Raw genomic sequence first — 18,365 nt, 5'->3', positions numbered from 1 at the left:
TTTTGCTCACATTTCAATGAGTTATATAGCCATGTATATAGCGCATCAATATTAAGAGAATAATCTTATATTTAAGATAATTCTTAGAATATATCACTACATTGAACGTAAACCATTGCTAGATACACTTAAAATATAAGTAAATACAGATTAATTGATGATGCGAATATGTTAACCTGCCCCAGACTCGTTCAAAAGACAGAAGAAAGGAAACGCTGTGAACAATAAGATGAAGACAATTGTCCCTGCCGTACTTTTCGCCGCCTTTGCCAGCACCTCTGCATGGGCTGCCAGTAACGAAGCCGGCGCTCAACCGCTGGAAAAAGTCGCCCCTTATCCTAAGGCGGAAAAGGGTATGAAGCGCCAGGTTATCCAGCTTACCCCTGAGAAAGATGAATCTACTCTGAAAGTAGAACTGCTGATCGGACAAACGCTGGAAGTTGACTGCAACCAACACCGCCTGGGTGGCGAACTGGACAGCAAAACGCTGGAAGGTTGGGGATATGACTACTACGTCTTCGACAAAGTCACATCTCCGGTTTCAACCATGATGGCCTGCCCGGACGGTAAGAAAGAGAAGAAATTCATTACTGCGTATCTGGGTGATGACGGCATGCTCCGTTACAACAGCAAGCTGCCGATTGTGGTCTACACCCCGGAAAACGTGGACGTTAAATACCGTATCTGGAAAGCAGAAGATAAAATTCAGGACGCAGTCGCGCGCTAAGTCAGGATGTGCCGGATGGCGGCGTACCGCCTTATCCGGCCTACAGACGCATAAAACAGGCCGGATAAGCGCAACGCCATCCGGCATTGTATTTACAGTGCGATATCCGCGACGGCTTTCTGTTCAGGCTGCGGTTGTGCCTGAGGTTTCAGCTGTGGTTTCGGCGCTTCATCAGCAACCTGCGGCTTGTCATATTTCAGACCCAGAACCTCACTGGTGTACTGCAACTCTTGTTCCGTAGCCTCAACGTTACCGTTCAGCTTAGTACCATAAGACGGAATGATGGTTTTCAGCTTCGCCTGCCACTCGGGGCTGGCCACTTTATCTTTAAACACTTTTTCCATCAGATGCAGCATGATCGGTGCCGCGGTTGATGCGCCCGGAGAAGCTCCCAGCAGCGCAGCAATCGTGCCTTCTTTATCGCTGACGACTTCAGTACCCAGACGCAACACGCCGCCCTTCTCCGCATCGCTTTTGATGATCTGCACACGCTGGCCCGCCTGCCATAAACGCCAGTCTTCTTTTTTCGCCTGCGGATAGTACTCTTGCAGCGCAGCAAAACGGTCGTCGTCGCTGAGCATCACCTGGCTCACCAGATATTTCACCAGATCGAAGTTATCCAGACCCACGTTGACCATCGGCATAAAGTTCGACGTGGTGGTCGAGCTAAGCAGATCCCACAATGAACCGTTTTTCAGGAACTTGGTGGAGAATGTCGCGAATGGCCCAAACAGCACAACGCGCTTGCCATCAAGGATACGCGTGTCGATGTGCGGTACGGACATCGGCGGCGCGCCAACGGAGGCCTGACCGTACACTTTCGCCAGGTGGCGGTTGACTACGTCCGGATTGTCCGCAACCAGGAACTGCCCGCCCACCGGGAATCCGGCATAGCCTTTCGCTTCCGGAATGTCGGTTTCCTGCAACAGCTTCAGCGCAGCGCCACCGGCACCGATAAAGACAAACTTCGCCTTGATATCATGTTCCGCTTCGTTATTTTTCAGATCGGCGACCGTGACCGTCCAGCTATTGTCGGCATTACGCTTAAAACCGCGCACTTCGGTGCTCAACTGCAGCGCAAAGTTGGGCTTTTTCTGCAATGAGGTAATCAACTGGCGCGTGATTTCGCCGTAGTTCACGTCAGTACCAATCTCGGTACGCGTTGCTGCGACTTTCTGTTTTGGATCACGACCTTCCATGACCAGCGGCGCCCACTCTTTAATCTGCGCGTGATCTTCAGAATAACGCATACCGCGGAATAACGTGCTCTGTTGCAATGCGGCGTAACGGGCACGCAGGAAGTTGACGTTCTCGTCACCCCAGACAAAACTCATGTGCGGAACGGTAGTGATAAACGAGCGTGGTTCATGCATCACGCCATTATTAACCTGATATGCCCAAAACTGGCGGGAAATCTGGAAGGCTTCGTTAATGTCGACTGCCTTTTCAATGCTGATGCTACCGTCTGCCTTTTTAGGCGTGTAGTTCAGCTCCATCAGTGCGGAGTGTCCCGTTCCGGCGTTATTCCAGCCATTTGAGCTTTCCTGCGCTACACCATCCAGTCGCTCAACCATGGTCATTGACCATTGCGGCTCCAGCTCCTGTAAATAGGTTCCCAGCGTGGCGCTCATGATGCCGCCGCCAATCAACAGTACATCCGTTTCCTGCTCTTCCGCCGCTTTCGCTTTTGCCGCCATCGAGACAACATTCAGCCCTACAGCCATGGTGAAGAGCATGGCAGTCACTTTTTTCATAATGTTAATGCCTTACTTTTAGTATCGCTTTTTTGCTTTTAATGCAGGTGAAAATCGAGCGGTATCAACGGTAACACTTAAGTAAAAATAATTAAATATTGTTTATAAATTATATTTAATTTTTAAAAATGTTATTAATACGTTGATAGTTTATATGGTTATTGACAATCATTTCTGGAAACCAGTCCGTCAGACGGGTACTATGCTGCGCTTTGCTATTCACCGCACGGATGCCTGTCGGTCTGCTGTATCAGGCCATTTTTGACCTGAGTGTAACTATGTCTGCAACTCAACATTCCTCTGTCGCAGTCGCGGAAAACGCGACCCGTGCCGTGCTCCGCCAACCCCGTCTGCTGGTTCGCGAAACACTGGCCGGTGTGGTAACCGCCCTGGCGCTGATCCCGGAAGTGATCTCGTTTTCCGTTATCGCAGGCGTTGATCCTAAAGTCAGTCTGATCGCCTCCGTCGTACTGTGCCTGGCGATGTCCTTTTTAGGTGGTCGTCCCGCAATGGTTACCGCCGCTGCAGGATCGGTTGCGCTGGTGATTGGTCCGATGGTGCATCAACACGGCGTGCAATACATCCTGCCTGCAGTGGTGCTGGCCGGGATGATTCAGATCCTGTTTGGTGTATTGGGAATGGCACGTCTGATGCGATTCATCCCTACGGCCGTGATGACCGGATTTGTCAACGCACTAGGTATTTTGATTTTCTTTGCCCAGGTCCCTCATTTCTGGGGGAAAAGCCCGCTCATCTGGGGGCTGTTTGTCCTGACGCTGCTGATTGTGCTGTGGGTTCCGCGGTTTATTAAAGCCATCCCCGCACCGCTTATCGCCATCGTGCTACTGACCTTATTCACTGTCACCAGCGGGCAACTGTTACCGACCGTCGGTGACGAAGGTTCGATGAGCGGCGGCCTGCCGGGTTTCACCCAGTTGTTGGTTCCGCTCAACCTGCAAACGCTGGCGATTATCTGGCCCTGCGCGCTGAGTATCGCTTTTGTTGGTTTGATGGAGTCGCTGTTGACCGCCCGTCTGGTGGATGACCTGACGGTGACGCCGTCGAATAAGAATCGCGAGAGTGCCGGGCTGGGGATAGCCAATATTCTGGCCGGATTTTATGGCGGCATCGCCGGGTGCGCGATGATTGGTCAAACCATCGTTAACGTCGAGATGGGCAAAGGACGCAGCCGCGTCTCGACGGTTGCCGCCGGACTGGTATTACTACTGTTAGTCACTGGATTAAGCGAAGTGATGGCAGAAATACCCATGTCGGTGCTGGCGGGAATTATGGTGATTGTGGCGGTAAAAACCTTCAGTTGGCACAGCATCCAGCCCGCCACGCTGAGGAAACTCCCCATCACTGAAACGCTGGTGATGCTGATGACCGTCGCTGCCACGGTGTCCACCGGCAACCTGGCGATTGGCGTGGTTGCCGGGGTGATTGCAATGCTCATTCTGCCGCGTATCGTCAGAGGCAAACGCGCGACTACATCAGAAACAGCGTTGCCAGACCGAGAAAAATAAAGAATCCCCCGGTATCGGTGATAGCCGTAATCATGACGCTCGAGCCGACCGCCGGGTCGCGCCCGAGCTTCACCATCGTCATCGGAATGATGACCCCCATTAATGCTGCCATCAACAAATTAAGCATCATCGCCAGGGTCATTACTCCGCCGAGCGCCATGTCATCGTACAGCCACCAGGTAATACCGCCCATAATTCCGCCCCATACGAGGCCATTAATCACTGCCACGCCCATTTCGCGCAGGATCAAAAACGTCAGGTTCCCCGGCTGAATATTTTGTAGCGCCAGCGCTCGAACGATCATGGTGATGGTTTGATTCCCGGTATTGCCGCCAATTCCCGCCACAATTGGCATCAGCGAGGCCAGCGCCACCAGTTGCGAAATCGTATGTTCAAAACCGTCGATCACCCGCGAGGCGATAAAGGCGGTACAGAGGTTAACGGCCAGCCACGCCCAACGGGTTTTTACCGCTTTGGTAACGGGCGCAAACACATCCTCTCCGGCGCTTAAGCCCCCCATTCGACGCAAATCGGTATCAGTTTCTTCATAAACCACATCGACGATCTCATCGATAGTTAAGCGGCCCATCAGCTTGCCTGAAGGGTCAACGACTGCAGCACTGACTAGGTCGTCACGTTCGAAGGTACGTGCAGCGTTTTCAGCGATATCGTCCGGAGAAAAGGTGAGCGGGTCATCTTCCATCACCTCGCTGACTTTGCGTTGCACATCATTGAGCAGAATACAGGTTAGCGTCAATTCGCCAACCAGCACTTTATTGCGATCGGTCACGAAGAGTTTATCGGTGTTCTCCGGCATTTTGCCCAACCGTCGCAGGTAGCGTTGCACCACTTCCAGCGTCACGTCCGGACGCACGGTGATGACTTCGAACTCCATAATCGCGCCGACGCGATTCTTCTCGTAATGCATTACCTGGCGGACACGCGCCCGCTCTTCGGCTGGTAACGTCGCCAGCAACCGTCCAGTGAGGTTACGCGGGAGATGCTGCACCAGATAAATCTGTTCATCGATATCGAGATATTGCAGCGCATCCAGTATTTCGCGGTCACTCATCTCATCGATCAGGTCGTCCCAGACGTTTTCAGACGCCTCAAGCAGGACGTTACCACGCTTTTCACTTTCGACCAGTAGCCACAGGGCGTGACGCTCTTCTGAAGGTAATGCTTCGAGGGTATCGGCTAAATCGGGAGGCGGCAGGTGGGCGACCAGCGCCCCTACCTCAGCAATATCGTCGGCTAACGTACCGACGTCATATTGCTCAGCCAGGGTAAACTTGCCCAACAGTGTTGAAATAATGGCTTTATCAGTGGTCAGCAGCCAGATAAGGCGCGCACGCTCTTCATCACGCAGCCTGGCGCTGTTTTTGTTTATTACGGACATTAATCATAAATCCATGATATGAAATATCATTAATCATGATGCCGATTTATGTAAATAACAATAAACAGTGCCGCCGGGTGGCTAAAAAACCGGCGGCACGTGGGATCAGGCTGTGCGAGCCACCGCGTCACGCGAGGCGGCTTCACGTTCATCGCCCAGCAGTTCACTCAACTGTCCGTTACGCATTTCCAGCAGACGATCGGCGTGAATAAAATAGTGATCGTCGTGGCTAATGGCGAAAATGGTTTTGCCCATTTCCTGCATCAAAGGCAATAGCACCTGATAGAACTCCCGGCGGAAATGGGGATCCTGATCGGCAGCCCATTCGTCCAGCAGAATGATGTCGCGCTCCTCCGCCAGAGCCAGCAGCAGCGCCACGCGTTTCTTCTGCCCTTTCGACAGTTTCAGATTGAGGATACGGCCATCGCTCAGCTCCAGCTTGTGCCCCATCTTCAGATGTTCCAGCCACTTCGCGACCAACTGCGGATTAGCCTCTTTACCTTCCGGCCCCAGCAGTTTGTCAAACAGCCAGACGTCAGTAAACACGGCGGAGAATAGCTTGCGGTAGTCTTCCGGTGTTTCAACGGCAACGGCCTTACCATCAAGCAATATTTCGCCTGACTGCGGCTGGTATAGACCGGTCAGTAACATCGCCAGCGTAGATTTCCCGCTACCGTTACCGCCAATCAGAAAGATCAGTTCACCGCGATGAATCGTCAGATTCACTGGTCCAACGGAGAAGGCGTTATCCTGATAGTGGAAAACCACGTTACGTAACTCCAGCGTCTGCCAGTTCGGAAACGCATTTGGACGCGGGAATTCGGCCTTAAAGGGCGCAAGGGCAAACCTGTTCAGCTTGTTGAACGCTACCTGCGCGGTGAGCAGCGTCGGTAGCGCGCCAACGGCAGAGAGCAGCGGCGTGCGCAGAAATAGCAGGGTCAGAGAATAGGTCGCCGCCACGGCGGTATCGGCCCATCCCAGACTGTTGGCCATCCAGAACACCAGGCCAATGGCACCCAGCATCATAATGTTCGACCAGTTGACCGCGCTCAGGTGGAAAGTATCGGCGCGAATAATATGGTGACGGTACTCTTTGGCATCCGGGACATACATCTGATTAAAGATATGCTCGGCACGCTCACGGTTGAGTGTCAGCTCTTTGCGCCCTTCCAGCACCGTTTGATAATCGTTGTACAACTTATCTTCAGTTTCGCGCAAGGTAGCCATGTGTTTATACACCCGCGCAACCAGCACAAATCCGCCCCAGATGGTGATTGCCATCCAGATTGCCGTCACCAGCAGCATTTTAGTCGACAGCATCGCCAGATACGCCGCCGATCCGACGGTCAGGATAATCCCCTGTACCAGCTCAGGCAGGCGGACAAAGGCGATGGTGATGTTGCGGATGTCGCTGGTTAAACCCGCCAGCAACGAGGCGCTGCCAAGCTGTTCGATACGCTCGACATGGGTGTCCAGAATCCGTTTGATAAATTCGCTACGCAGTCGGTAGACAAAGTGGTGTCCCAGCGTGGTGAGCGCCAGTTGTGAACCGAGGGTGACGGCCATCAATAACAGCAGCAGGCCAAGAAACTCCGGTAGCACCATCAGCGTGGTGTCGACCGTTTCAATCAAACGCTGGTTGATAAACGCAATCAGCCCAATCCCCAACGCGGCGCTGGCGAGGCTGAGCGCCATCACGCTGATAAATGGCCAGCGATACTGCCGCCAGACAAGAAGTAAAAGTTCCATGCGAACAACCCGGGCAAGTAATAACAGCCCGCAGTTTAAACATCTCTTCGCTGACAGCAATAATAATTCTTATTTTTATTCTTTTTTACCTGCCTGACGAAACGTCAGATTGTAACGACAGTCTCCGGTCAACGGATGATACCCCGTTTTAAGCGGCTGGATCCCATGATAAAACAGCCGCGAATTACCGCCCCACACCACGACATCGCCATGCTCCAGCAGCAAACGCTTTAAAGGGTCATTACGGCGCAATCCGCCAAATTGAAAGATGGCCGGTAGCCCCAGCGATACAGAGACAATCGGCGCCCGCAGGTCGGGCTCGTCTTTATCCTGATGTAAGGACAGTTTTGCCCCTGGCGTGTAGCGGTTAATCAGGCAGGCATCGGGTTGAAAATCAGCATAGCCCGCCGCCGTCGCCGCCTGTTGACACAGGTCAGCAAATGCATCCGGCAGCGGCGGCCAGTGCACGCCGGTGAGTGGATCAAACGGAGAATAAAGATAGCCATGCTGATCCGTCGTCCAGCCCAGATGGCCGCAGTTGGTCATTGCCACCGACATCATATAGCCGCCGGGCGTTACCATCTGACGAAACGGCGACTGTCTGGCGACAGCCGCTATCGCCTGCAGTAAAGTGGGTGCAGAGTCAAAAGCGAAACGTCGCAGAATAACCGCACCTGAAGCCAGCGGCTCCTGCCAGGGTTTAGCATCCGCAAAAAGATCGAGCATTATGTTTCCTCGCCAGTAGTTTCCCGTTGCAGTAACTGCGCCTTGCGCGCAATACCCCATCGGTAGCCCGAAAGTGCGCCATCACCACGGATCACCCGGTGACACGGTATAACAATCGCCAGTTTGTTGGCCCCACAGGCACTGGCCACCGCGCGTACCGCCTTCGGTTTGCCGATGGCGCTGGCCAGCTGTTGGTAGCTCATTGTTTCGCCGCACGGAATTGCGCGCAGCGCCTGCCACACCTGCTGCTGAAATGCGGTGCCCCGGATATCCAGGGGTAGCGATAGCGACGCGTCACGCGAGTTGATCGCGGCGATCACTTCGCGCACGCGCTGCTGAAAATCGGCATCTGCAGGAACATCCTGCGCGGCGGGAAACAGCTCATGCAGATCCGCAACTAACGTGGCGTCATCATCACCAAGTAAGATCGCACAGATACCCCGCTCGCTTTCTGCCACCATACAACGACCCAGAGCGCAATCTGCGAGGGTATAGCGTACAAAAACGTTGTCGCCACCTTTACGAAACTGCTTTGCGGTCATGCCTAATGTCTGATCCGCTTTGCGGTAATAGCTGCTGCTGTCGGGGAATCCGGCGTTGAGAATCGCCTGCGTAACCGGAACACCTTTCGCCAGAGCATCGCGCAGACGGCGGGCACGCCAGGACTGCTGCCACGCTTTCGGGGTCATGCCTGTCGTAGCTTTGAACAAGCGATGTAAGTGATACGGGCTCATTGCCACCTGTTGTGCCAACTCGTCCAGCGTAAGAGGTGACTCTTGCTCCAACAACTGGCAGGCGCGGGCAATTTTGTCCAGCCGATGCTGCTGTGCGCTGTCTTTATCCGGCTGGCAGCGCTTACAGGGGCGAAACCCGGCAGCCTGCGCCTGCTGAGCATCAGAGAAAAAGCGGACATTTTTGCGCAGCGCATGTTTTGCCCGACAGGACGGACGGCAGAAAATACCGGTGGTCTGGACGGCAAAAACAAACTGACCGTCGGCGTCACGAGCCAAAACGGACTGCCAACGGTCATCGTCAGTGATGCGTAAACGATTTTTCATTTCGGACTCCTTTGTTAAGCATAGCGCTTAGCGTCAGTGTGTCCCCATAGGCGGATACAAAAACCCGCAATCTTGCTTTTTAATTTTTTCCGCTGACCAGAAAGCTTTTGAACTGAGGCGACATCCAGGTGTTAAACCCCTCGCCCTCTTTCATAATCATATAGACCGCCAGCCCTTCACGACGCACAACTTCTTTGGCCTTTTCCGGGCCGAGCACCATCAATCCAGTATCCCAGCCGTCAGCTTCCAGCGCCGTTGGCGCAATCACCGTTACGGATACCAGGTTGTGTTCAATCGGACGACCGGTTTGTGGATCGATAACATGGGAAAGACGCTTGCCATCCAGCTCATAATAGTTACGGTAGCTGCCGGAGGTGCTAATGCCATGCCCGTTTATGTCTACAATCGCCTGCACCGCGTTTTCACGATCGGTCGGTTTCTGAATTGCGACACGCCACGGATGCCCTTCAGCATTCATACCGCGGCTGTTTAACGCGCCGCCAACTGAAACCAGATAACGGGCGATCCCTTCCTGCTCCATTAATCGAGCCAAATGATCGGCGGCGTACCCTTCGCCAACGGTAGAGAGATCCACATACAGATCCGGCAAGTCTTTTTGCAGGTAGTTCTGATGCGCTTCATTCACGACCTTCAGATGTGAAAGTCCGGTTTGCGCTTTTGCAGCGTCAATTTGCCCTTGGGTGGGAATATGCAACGGTTGCTGATCCGGGCCAAAGCCCCACAGGTTGACTAACGGCCCCACAGTGATATCCATAGCCCCATCGGTTTTTGCACCAATGCGTAGCGCCGAGGTCACGATATCCGCCATGGCGTCGCTAACCGGCCATGGTGACAAACTATTCGATAAGTTAAAGCGCATCAATGCAGAGTCATTTTTATAGGTGGAGAGCAGTTGATCATCGGCATCAAGCTGAGTCTGAATCTTCACCTGTAGTTCTGCGGCGCGTTTTGCATCGACGCCCACGACACTGACCCGCCAGAAAGTGCCCATGGTTTTACCTTCCAGAACGGTGGCTGGCGTTGTGGTCTGAGCAGGTTTCGGGGCTTCATCGCACCCGACAAAAAAAATCGTCACCGCCAGCAGCGCTGCGCGATAAAATTTCATTTCCATACGTAATTATCCTCATGCGAACGCGCGCAAGAGTACACCAAAAATCGTTGTTTGTACGGCGGAAAAACAGCATTAAAAAAGGCCCCGCAGGGCCTTTGATAACAATAAATGTAGATTAGAACTGGTAAACCAGACCCAGCGCTACGATATCATCGGTACCGATACCTGCGTCACGGGTGAACTGATTGTCATCCAGCAGGTTGATTTTGTAATCAACATAGGTGGACATGTTTTTGTTGAAGTAGTAAGTCGCGCCAACATCAACATATTTCACGATGTCTTCGTCGCCATAGCCACGGCCCAGGTCTTTACCTTTAGACTGCAGGTAAGCCACGGACGGACGCAGACCGAAGTCGAACTGGTACTGAGCAACCGCTTCGAAGTTCTGTGCTTTGTTAGCCCAACCCAGGGAGCCTGCACGCGTTGCGTTGTAGGTCTGAGTGTACTGAGTTGCAAAGTAGAAATTGTTCGCATCGTATTTAATACCACCGGTATAGGTTTCAGCACGGTCGCCGGTACCGAAGTTCAAACGGTTCTGTTCGTCGGTACGTTTGGAACTTGTGACTGCAGTACCCAGAGAGAAGCCTTCGCCGATATCATAAGTGATAGATCCGCCAACGCCGTCGCCATTCTGACGCAGTGCTTCACGACCGTTGTTTGTCACGCCAGTGAAAGTTCTGCCGGTATCGTCTTCGCCACTCACGCTACCGTTTTTCCCCTGGTACTGAATGGCAAAGTTCAGGCCATCAACCAAACCGAAGAAGTCGGTGTTACGGTAGGTCGCGAAGCCGTTACCACGCTGCTGCATGAAGTTGTCAGAACCGTAGGTGTCGCCGCCGAATTCCGGCAGAACGTCGGTCCAGGACGTTACATCGTAAACTACGCCGTAGTTACGACCGTAGTCGAATGAACCCACGTCTGCGAATTTCAGACCCGCAAACGCCACACGGGTCCAGGCGTTGTTTTCATTTTCTGCGGAGTTACCCTGAATCTGGTATTCCCACTGGCCGTAACCGGTCAGTTGGTCATTAACCTGAGTTTCGCCTTTGAAGCCGATACGCATATAGGTTTGGTCACCGTCAGCGCTTTTGTCATCGGAGAAATAGTGCAGACCGTCGACTTTGCCGTACAGGTCTAATTTGTTGCCGTCTTTGTTATAAATTTCAGCCGCATTCGCTGCGCCTGCTACCAGCAGTGCTGGTACCAGGAGGGACAGTACTTTAACTTTCATGTTATTAACCCTCTGTTATATGCCTTTATTGCTTTTTTATGCCACTGCATACTGATTAAGGTCATTAACCAGTCGGCAACTTCATTCTCCGCAAAAACACAGAATAATCCAACACGAATATGATACTAAAACTTTTAAGGTGTTTCATTTATCTGCATAGATGTTTCAAAATATTAATATAAGGGAACTTTTTTAAAATCAAAAAATAGGCAAAATAAGCACAAATAATCAAGAATCATATTAATGATCTTTAAAATCAACAAGTTACACGAAAAAATCTTATAGCACTGAATGACAAAAAAAAATCTTCACTCGCAACTAAAATAGACCCGCTATCATCATTAACTTTATTTATTACCGTCATTCATTTATGAATGTCTGTTTACCCCTATTTCAACCGAATGCTCAGCGTTCGGTTTTTTTTACCCTTCTTTACACAAAACTTACCTTTCTGTGCTACCGATGCAAAACTATAACGACTATTAACTATCTCATAGCACTGCGCTCAGATATAAGCCTGACAAATAATTGATTGTTATTTAATGCTAAATGTATACTTTCCGTACGAATATTTGTACCCACCGTTATCCACTGTACACCTTTGCACCGTCACGGGTGCAATCAAATGAGGCGTAAAAAATGCAACCTCTGCCGCGCGGTGTAAGTGTGGTAATTCATACATTACCCTTTATACTGCCCCTTCATCTTTCGCGTCGTTTAACAGGTCATAAACACGAATGAGTCAGTCTGACACAACGGTTTCCACCCGATTCTCCCTGTTGCCAGGAAGTATTACCCGTTTCTTCTTATTACTGATCGTTGTGCTGTTGGTGATGATGGGTGTTATGGTCCAGAGCGCCGTCAACACCTGGTTAAAAGATAAGAGCTATCAGATCGTCGATATTACCCATGCCATTCATAAAAGGGTCGATACCTGGCGATACGTGACCTGGCAAATCTATGACAATATTGCCGCCTCAACCAGTTCGCCGGGTGCAGAAGGGCTGCAGGAAACGCGTCTGAAACAAGATGTCTATTATCTTGAGAAGCCACGCAGAAAGACCGAGGCGCTGATTTTCGGCTCGCATGACAGTTCTACATTGGAAATGACCCAGCGCATTTCAACATATCTGGATACGTTGTGGGGCGCAGAGAATGTCCCATGGTCAATGTATTACCTGAATGGTCAGGACAACAGCCTGATCCTAATCTCGACGTTACCGCTGAAAGATCTTACCTCCGGTTTTAAAGAATCGACGATTGGGAATATTGTCGATTCCCGGCGCGCTGAGATGCTGCAACAGGCTAATGCGCTAGATGAACGTGAAAGCTTCTCTTCACTACGCCGTCTGGCCTGGCAGAACGGGCATTACTTCACGCTACGCACGACCTTTAATCAGCCAGGACATCTGGCAACGGTTGTCGCCTTTGACCTGCCGATTAATGATTTGATCCCGCCCGGTATGCCGCTGGACAGTTTCTATCTGGAACCTGATGCCACCTCAACGACCGAGCACCTGAATGAAAAAGAGTCGCCTGACAGCGTCAGCATTAATTTCAACAACAGTAAAATTGAGATCTCTTCAGCGCTAAACTCAACGGATATGCGGCTGGTATGGCAGGTTCCGTTTGGCTCATTGCTGCTCGACACATTGCAAAGCATTCTGCTACCTCTTTTGCTGAACATTGCGTTGCTGGCCCTGGCGCTGTTTGGCTATACCACATTTCGCCACCTCCCTGTCCGTTCCACCCAAGTGGCGCCAAACCTTGCGGCAAATAATGAACTGCGCGTTCTTCGCGCCATCAATGAAGAGATTGTATCCCTGCTCCCGCTGGGCTTACTGGTGCACGATCAAGAAGCAAATCGTACGGTTATCAGCAACAAAATTGCCGATCACCTGCTGCCGCATTTGAATCTGCAAAACATTACCAACATGGCAGAGCAGCATCAGGGAGTCATTCAGGCCACCATCAATAATGAACTGTATGAAATCAGACTGTTTCGCAGCCAGATCTCCCCGAGAACGCAGATCTTTATCATTCGTGACCAGGACCGCGAAGTGCTGGTCAATAAGAAGCTGAAACAAGCGCAGCGGCTGTATGAGAAAAATCAGCAGGCCCGCGCGGCCTTTATGCAGAATATTGGCAGCGCGCTGAAAGACCCCGCGAAAACGTTGGCTGCCAATGCCGCCGCGCTCAATACACCGGACAGCCAGAAACTGGCAAATCAGGCCGACGTTCTGGTGCGAATGGTGGACGAAATCCAGCTAGCCAACCTGCTGGAGAACGATGCCTGGAAAGGTGAATCCACACTGTTTTCCGTGCAGGCATTAATTGACGACGTAGTTCCGGAGGTTCTGCCGGCCATTAAGCGTAAAGGGCTGCAGCTACTGATTAAAAATCACCTTAGCGCCCATGATGAACGCCGTGGCGACCATGATGCCTTGCGCCGTATTTTGCTGTTGTTGATCCAATATGCGGTAACCACCACGCAGATTGGTAAAATCACGCTGGAAGTCGACCAGGATGAGTCAGAGGCTGAACGCCTGACCTTCCGCATTCTGGATACCGGGCAAGGCGTCACATTGAATGAAGTTGATAATCTCCATTTCCCGTTCATCAATGACACGCAGGGCGATCGGTATGGCAAAGCCAACCCTCTGACGTTCTGGTTGTGCGATCAGTTAGCCCGTAAGCTTGGCGGACACCTGAATATTAAAGCGCGGGAAGAACTTGGAACACGTTATATCGTCCATGTTAAAATGCCGCTGCACGATCAACATGCTGATAGTGAAGAGCGCCTGTTGGATGACGTCTGCGTAATGGTTGATGTCACCTCAAATGACGTACGTAGCATTGTATTACGTCAGCTGGAAAACTGGGGGGCAACCTGCATCACGCCCGATGAACGGTTGAATAGTCAAGAATATGATCTCTTTTTAACGGATAATCCGTCTAATCTTACTGCTTCAGGCCTACTTTTAAGCGATGATGAGTCTGGCGTGCGGAAAATTGGCCCTGGCCAACTGCGCGTTAACTTTAATATGAGCAATGCTATGCAGGAAGCTGTCCTTGAGCTGATTGAAGAGCAGCTGGCGCAGGAAGGGTTCCAGGAACTCCCCCTCGGCGGAGATGATAACGCCGAACTTCATGCCAGTGGTTACTACGCTCTCTTTGTAGACACAGTTCCGGATGATGTTAAGAGGTTGTATACTGAGGCGGCTATCAGCGATTTCGCTGCGTTAGCCCAAACGGCCCATCGCCTGAAAGGCGTGTTTGCCATGCTTAATCTGGTACCCGGCAAGCAGTTATGTGAAGCGCTGGAACATCTTATTCAAGAGAAAGATGCTCCAGGTATAGAAAAATACATCAGCGACATTGACGTTTACGTCAAGAGCTTGCTGTAGCAAGGTAGCCCAATACATGAACACTATGAACGTAATTATTGCCGATGACCACCCGATTGTACTGTTCGGTATTCGTAAATCACTTGAGCAAATCGAGTGGGTAAATGTTGTCGGCGAATTTGAAGACTCCACTGCACTGATCAACAATTTGCCTAAGTTGGATGCGCATGTGTTGATTACCGACCTCTCCATGCCGGGAGATAAATACGGTGATGGGATCACGTTAATTAAATATATCAAGCGTCATTTCCCGAGCCTGTCGATTATCGTTCTGACCATGAACAACAATCCGGCTATTCTGAGCGCGGTACTGGATCTCGATATTGAAGGGATCGTACTGAAGCAAGGTGCGCCAACCGATCTGCCGAAAGCGCTTGCCGCACTGCAGAAAGGTAAGAAATTCACCCCGGAAAGCGTGTCTCGTCTGCTGGAAAAAATCAGCGCCAGCGGCTATGGCGACAAACGTCTGTCACCGAAAGAGAGTGAAGTTCTGCGTCTGTTTGCCGAAGGTTTCCTGGTTACTGAAATCGCGAAAAAACTCAACCGTAGTATTAAAACCATCAGCAGCCAGAAAAAGTCGGCAATGATGAAACTCGGTGTGGAAAACGATATCGCCCTGTTGAATTACCTCTCTTCCGTAACGCTGAGTCCCTCAGACAAAGAGTAATTCTTTTAACACCAAAGTGCCTAATGGCACGCCGTTTATCAGGCCTACGAATGACACTGCGTGGTGCGTGTTCCGTAGGCCGGATAAGGCAAGCGCCGCCATCCGGCATCTGTTATTCCCGCGCCTTCCTCACCCTTTCCGCATAGACCGTCAGCGTTTGCTTCAATACATCCAATGTCACTGGCTTAGACAGACAGCTATCCATACCCGATTCCAGGCAACGCTGCTTCTCTTCGGCCAGCGCGTTGGCCGTCACGCCGACAACCGGTAGCGTTAACCCTAACTGGCGGATACGCTGGGTCAGGCGATAACCATCCATGTTTGGCATGTTGACGTCACTCAGCACAATGTCGATATGATTTTTGCTGAGCACATTGAGCGCATCCACACCGTCATTCGCGGTTTTACACTGATATCCCAACGATCCCAATTGATCGGCCAGTAAGCGCCGGTTTATAGGGTGATCGTCAACAACCAGGATCATCATGTCATCGTTCGTCGCACCGGCTTTATCCGGGGTTGGCAGCGCCGTGGAGAGCTCTTCACTCCCCAACTCTACACTGTAGATATGTGCCAACAGCGCAGGCAGTTCGTGCGGTGACGCCACGCTGTGTATCCATTCTCCAGGCTCTCTTTCCAGCGGAATGCCAATATGTCGGCGGCAGAAAATCACCGCTGCTCGCCCCTGCCAGGCCTGTTCCAGCACATCGTCGGCCACCAACAGGTCATCCGCATCGGGCTGTTGTCCCTCATATCGCAGCACCGTCATCCCATTACGCGTCAGGCTGGATTCGAGGAAATGGTACAGTGACGCATTACGTACTGCCAGCCAGCAGCGCGTGCCAGCCAATCCTTCAACACCCTTTTTCAGCGGATACTGTGCGCCATAAAGCGGAATACGCAGCGTAAACTGGCTCCCCATTCCCGGCTCGGAATCGACGGAAATATCCCCATCCATCATGCTGATCAGTTTTTCACAGATCGCCAAACCAAGTCCCGTTCCCTGGAAATTACGCTGTACGCCAGTCCCCACCTGGAAAAAAGGATCGAACAACCGAACCACCTCTTTGGCAGGGATCCCTACACCGGTATCACGCACTCGAATGCTCAGGTAGTCGCCGCTGCACTGCACGTGCAACACAATACAACCGGTATCGGTAAACTTGATTGCGTTACTCAGTAGATTAGAAATCACCTGTTGTAAACGCATCGGATCGCCATTCAGCGCCACAGGCACATCCGGATCGATAAAGCAGTACAACCCCAACTGCTTGCGGACCACCAGCGGCAAATAGTTAGCCGTAATATGGTTCATGACTTCACGCGGTGAAAACTCTCGCGGTTCAATCTTCAGCTGTTCAGATTCAATCTTTGAGAAGTCGAGAATATCGCTGATAATTTTCAGCAGCAGGCTGGAAGAGTTATTCATCGCCGTTACCAGACGATCCACCCCACTCGGTAACTCTTTGGTTTGCAACAAATCAAGGTTACCGATAATGCCATACAGCGGTGTACGTAGCTCATGGCTCACCGTCGCAAGGAACATCGATTTTGACTGGCTAGCCTGTTCCGCCGCCTGTGCCATCTCCTGCAACGACTCTTCCATTTTAACGCGCGCACTGACATCAACAAGGACACAAATTGCCACGTTTTCATTACGATAGCGCGAGTGCACAAAGCTGATTTGCAGATTGGTATTGTTGCTGGTCAGCACATCAACAAAATTGACCTGTTGGCCGCAAATAATTTGCGTTAACCGCTGACGGTCTTCATGCGTCAGCATGTTCAGATAGGTGTGCGCCAGTTCGTTACTCAGGATATTAATGCCATCCATCGTGCGCAGAATACAAATACCTACCGGCGCAGAAGCCACGATTTTACGGTTAAACTGCTCATGTTCTTCCAGCCGCTGAGCATCACTTTCCGCTGGAATAAAAATACGCCGTTCATACATGCGCGTGAGCATAAACAATGCCGCCCCGACCAGCACGTTCAGCAATATAGCGTTCAGGATCATCATGCGGATCCGCTCCAGCACCAGGTCGACAGGAACGGAGTACACGATGCTCAGGGAGGACGGAGGCAGATTTTTCTTCAATACCAGCTCGCGGAAACCCGGCGTGTAACCAAACCAGGAGCGCTCCTGCATCCAGTGGGGCTCAGCCTTAATATTCCCTTCAGGGCCGGTGAGAGAAATTAGCGCATGGCCATTTTCGTCGAGGATGGTCACGCCCATCGGTAAACTGCCCGGCGTGAAGAAATTCTCCATGCGAATAGGTTGCTCTACGCCCAACAGCGCCTGGAGACGATTGGCGAGGTAAACCGGCGTCAGTGCATAGAAATACCCTACTCCCGGACGCGGCCCCTGGCTAATCCAGAACAAGTTGTTGCCGTTTTCTTCTTGCGTAGCATTGCGATACTTAATAATGCGCTCATGCAGAGCCTTCAGGGCCTCGTCTCGTTCGACGGGCATATCACGCAAACCGAAATTGGCCATACAGAGGTTGTCGCTGCCGATCAGGAACACTCGATTTAAATCATAAGCGGCGGAAAAGTTGTCGCGCCAGTAGCGCATAAACCATGCCAGTGATTCCAGGGAACCTCGCCAGGCGTTGCCCATTACGGAACAGTCGGAGTCGGCAAACAGCGGCTCAAAATTAGGCACGACGGTTTTATCGTCTCGCGCCCGCAACGACATCACGCCGTTTTCCGCCGTTAAGCGATTTTCGGCAATATATTTCAGCTCTTTAATCACATCAGAGGTGCGCTGAATGTAACGTTGGGCCTGATCGGAACTGAGATTAAGCTCCTGATGGATTTCAGACTCTCGCTGGTGCAGCGCATTCACAATGTAGAACACGGAGGCAAACGCAATCAGACACCAGATAACGAGCGCCAGCGCTCTGAACAGGTAGCGTGAGACTTTTAGGGTTGAATGAACGGAAGCAAGGTATTTCAAAGGGGCGAAGCTCCGCCTCAGGGCATTAAT

Annotated in this window: 12 protein-coding genes; 4 read left to right on the top strand and 8 right to left on the bottom strand. The window is 51.5% G+C overall.

Features of this window, described 5'->3' with window-relative positions; genetic code table 11:
• The first annotated feature begins 229 nt into the window (after positions 1–229).
• On the top strand, positions 230–727 hold the full coding sequence (gene eco / locus OGX67_RS12195) for a serine protease inhibitor ecotin (RefSeq protein WP_003027568.1): 498 nt from the start codon (positions 230–232) through the stop codon (positions 725–727).
• Positions 728–819: 92 nt separating this feature from the next.
• On the opposite strand, the gene mqo is transcribed toward eco, so the two are convergent.
• Complete coding sequence (gene mqo / locus OGX67_RS12190) at positions 820–2,481, bottom strand: malate dehydrogenase (quinone) (protein WP_016150680.1); 1,662 nt, start codon at positions 2,479–2,481, stop codon at positions 820–822.
• 278 nt (positions 2,482–2,759) lie between these two features.
• On the opposite strand from mqo, the gene OGX67_RS12185 reads away from it, so the two are divergent.
• Entirely contained in the window at positions 2,760–4,007 is a 1,248-nt protein-coding gene (locus OGX67_RS12185; protein ID WP_230141285.1) for a SulP family inorganic anion transporter, read from the top strand.
• Here OGX67_RS12185 and mgtE read toward each other — a convergent pair.
• The 6 genes from mgtE to OGX67_RS12155 form a co-directional block, all read right to left on the bottom strand.
• Positions 3,970–5,406, bottom strand: a complete 1,437-nt coding sequence (gene mgtE / locus OGX67_RS12180; protein ID WP_257651501.1) for a magnesium transporter — start codon at positions 5,404–5,406, stop codon at positions 3,970–3,972. The genes OGX67_RS12185 and mgtE overlap by 38 nt on opposite strands.
• 105 nt (positions 5,407–5,511) lie before the next feature.
• Positions 5,512–7,155: a multidrug ABC transporter permease/ATP-binding protein gene (locus tag OGX67_RS12175; RefSeq protein ID WP_257651502.1), complete on the bottom strand. Its 1,644-nt coding sequence runs from the start codon at positions 7,153–7,155 to the stop codon at positions 5,512–5,514.
• 75 nt (positions 7,156–7,230) lie between these two features.
• Positions 7,231–7,881: a DNA oxidative demethylase AlkB gene (gene alkB, locus OGX67_RS12170; RefSeq protein WP_373371751.1), complete on the bottom strand. Its 651-nt coding sequence runs from the start codon at positions 7,879–7,881 to the stop codon at positions 7,231–7,233.
• Positions 7,881–8,939, bottom strand: a complete 1,059-nt coding sequence (gene ada, locus OGX67_RS12165) for a bifunctional DNA-binding transcriptional regulator/O6-methylguanine-DNA methyltransferase Ada (RefSeq protein ID WP_286526543.1) — start codon at positions 8,937–8,939, stop codon at positions 7,881–7,883. The genes alkB and ada overlap by 1 nt, the downstream gene beginning before the upstream one ends.
• 79 nt (positions 8,940–9,018) lie before the next feature.
• The gene (gene apbE / locus OGX67_RS12160; protein ID WP_106107095.1) at positions 9,019–10,071 is read right to left on the bottom strand and encodes an FAD:protein FMN transferase ApbE; all 1,053 of its coding nucleotides are present in this window, start codon (positions 10,069–10,071) and stop codon (positions 9,019–9,021) included.
• 115 nt (positions 10,072–10,186) lie between these two features.
• On the bottom strand, positions 10,187–11,302 hold the full coding sequence (locus OGX67_RS12155) for a porin OmpC (protein ID WP_003027588.1): 1,116 nt from the start codon (positions 11,300–11,302) through the stop codon (positions 10,187–10,189).
• Positions 11,303–12,039: 737 nt separating this feature from the next.
• On the opposite strand from OGX67_RS12155, the gene rcsD reads away from it, so the two are divergent.
• Together rcsD and rcsB are read left to right on the top strand one after the other, a co-directional pair.
• Positions 12,040–14,709: a phosphotransferase RcsD gene (gene rcsD / locus OGX67_RS12150; protein ID WP_257651505.1), complete on the top strand. Its 2,670-nt coding sequence runs from the start codon at positions 12,040–12,042 to the stop codon at positions 14,707–14,709.
• Positions 14,710–14,725: 16 nt separating this feature from the next.
• The gene (gene rcsB, locus OGX67_RS12145; protein ID WP_003027592.1) at positions 14,726–15,376 is read left to right on the top strand and encodes a response regulator transcription factor RcsB; all 651 of its coding nucleotides are present in this window, start codon (positions 14,726–14,728) and stop codon (positions 15,374–15,376) included.
• A 112-nt stretch (positions 15,377–15,488) separates the two neighbouring features.
• Here rcsB and rcsC read toward each other — a convergent pair whose 3' ends face one another.
• On the bottom strand, positions 15,489–18,335 hold the full coding sequence (rcsC, locus tag OGX67_RS12140; RefSeq protein ID WP_086529426.1) for a two-component system sensor histidine kinase RcsC: 2,847 nt from the start codon (positions 18,333–18,335) through the stop codon (positions 15,489–15,491).
• Positions 18,336–18,365: the final 30 nt, after the last annotated feature.

It is taken from the genome of Citrobacter sp. Cf118, assembly GCF_030334095.1.
GTDB classification, from domain to species: domain Bacteria; phylum Pseudomonadota; class Gammaproteobacteria; order Enterobacterales; family Enterobacteriaceae; genus Citrobacter; species Citrobacter freundii.
This window is presented reverse-complemented; position numbering and strand designations above follow the sequence as displayed.

Coding starts and splice junctions, on each gene's coding strand:
- eco (WP_003027568.1), top strand. CDS start 230: ATGAAGACAATTGTCCCTGCCGTACTTTTCGCCGCCTTTGCCAGCACC.
- mqo (WP_016150680.1), bottom strand. CDS start 2,481: ATGAAAAAAGTGACTGCCATGCTCTTCACCATGGCTGTAGGGCTGAAT.
- mgtE (WP_257651501.1), bottom strand. CDS start 5,406: ATGTCCGTAATAAACAAAAACAGCGCCAGGCTGCGTGATGAAGAGCGT.
- alkB (WP_373371751.1), bottom strand. CDS start 7,881: ATGCTCGATCTTTTTGCGGATGCTAAACCCTGGCAGGAGCCGCTGGCT.
- apbE (WP_106107095.1), bottom strand. CDS start 10,071: ATGGAAATGAAATTTTATCGCGCAGCGCTGCTGGCGGTGACGATTTTT.
- OGX67_RS12175 (WP_257651502.1), bottom strand. CDS start 7,155: ATGGAACTTTTACTTCTTGTCTGGCGGCAGTATCGCTGGCCATTTATC.
- rcsD (WP_257651505.1), top strand. CDS start 12,040: ATGAGTCAGTCTGACACAACGGTTTCCACCCGATTCTCCCTGTTGCCA.
- OGX67_RS12185 (WP_230141285.1), top strand. CDS start 2,760: ATGTCTGCAACTCAACATTCCTCTGTCGCAGTCGCGGAAAACGCGACC.
- ada (WP_286526543.1), bottom strand. CDS start 8,939: ATGAAAAATCGTTTACGCATCACTGACGATGACCGTTGGCAGTCCGTT.
- rcsB (WP_003027592.1), top strand. CDS start 14,726: ATGAACACTATGAACGTAATTATTGCCGATGACCACCCGATTGTACTG.
- OGX67_RS12155 (WP_003027588.1), bottom strand. CDS start 11,302: ATGAAAGTTAAAGTACTGTCCCTCCTGGTACCAGCACTGCTGGTAGCA.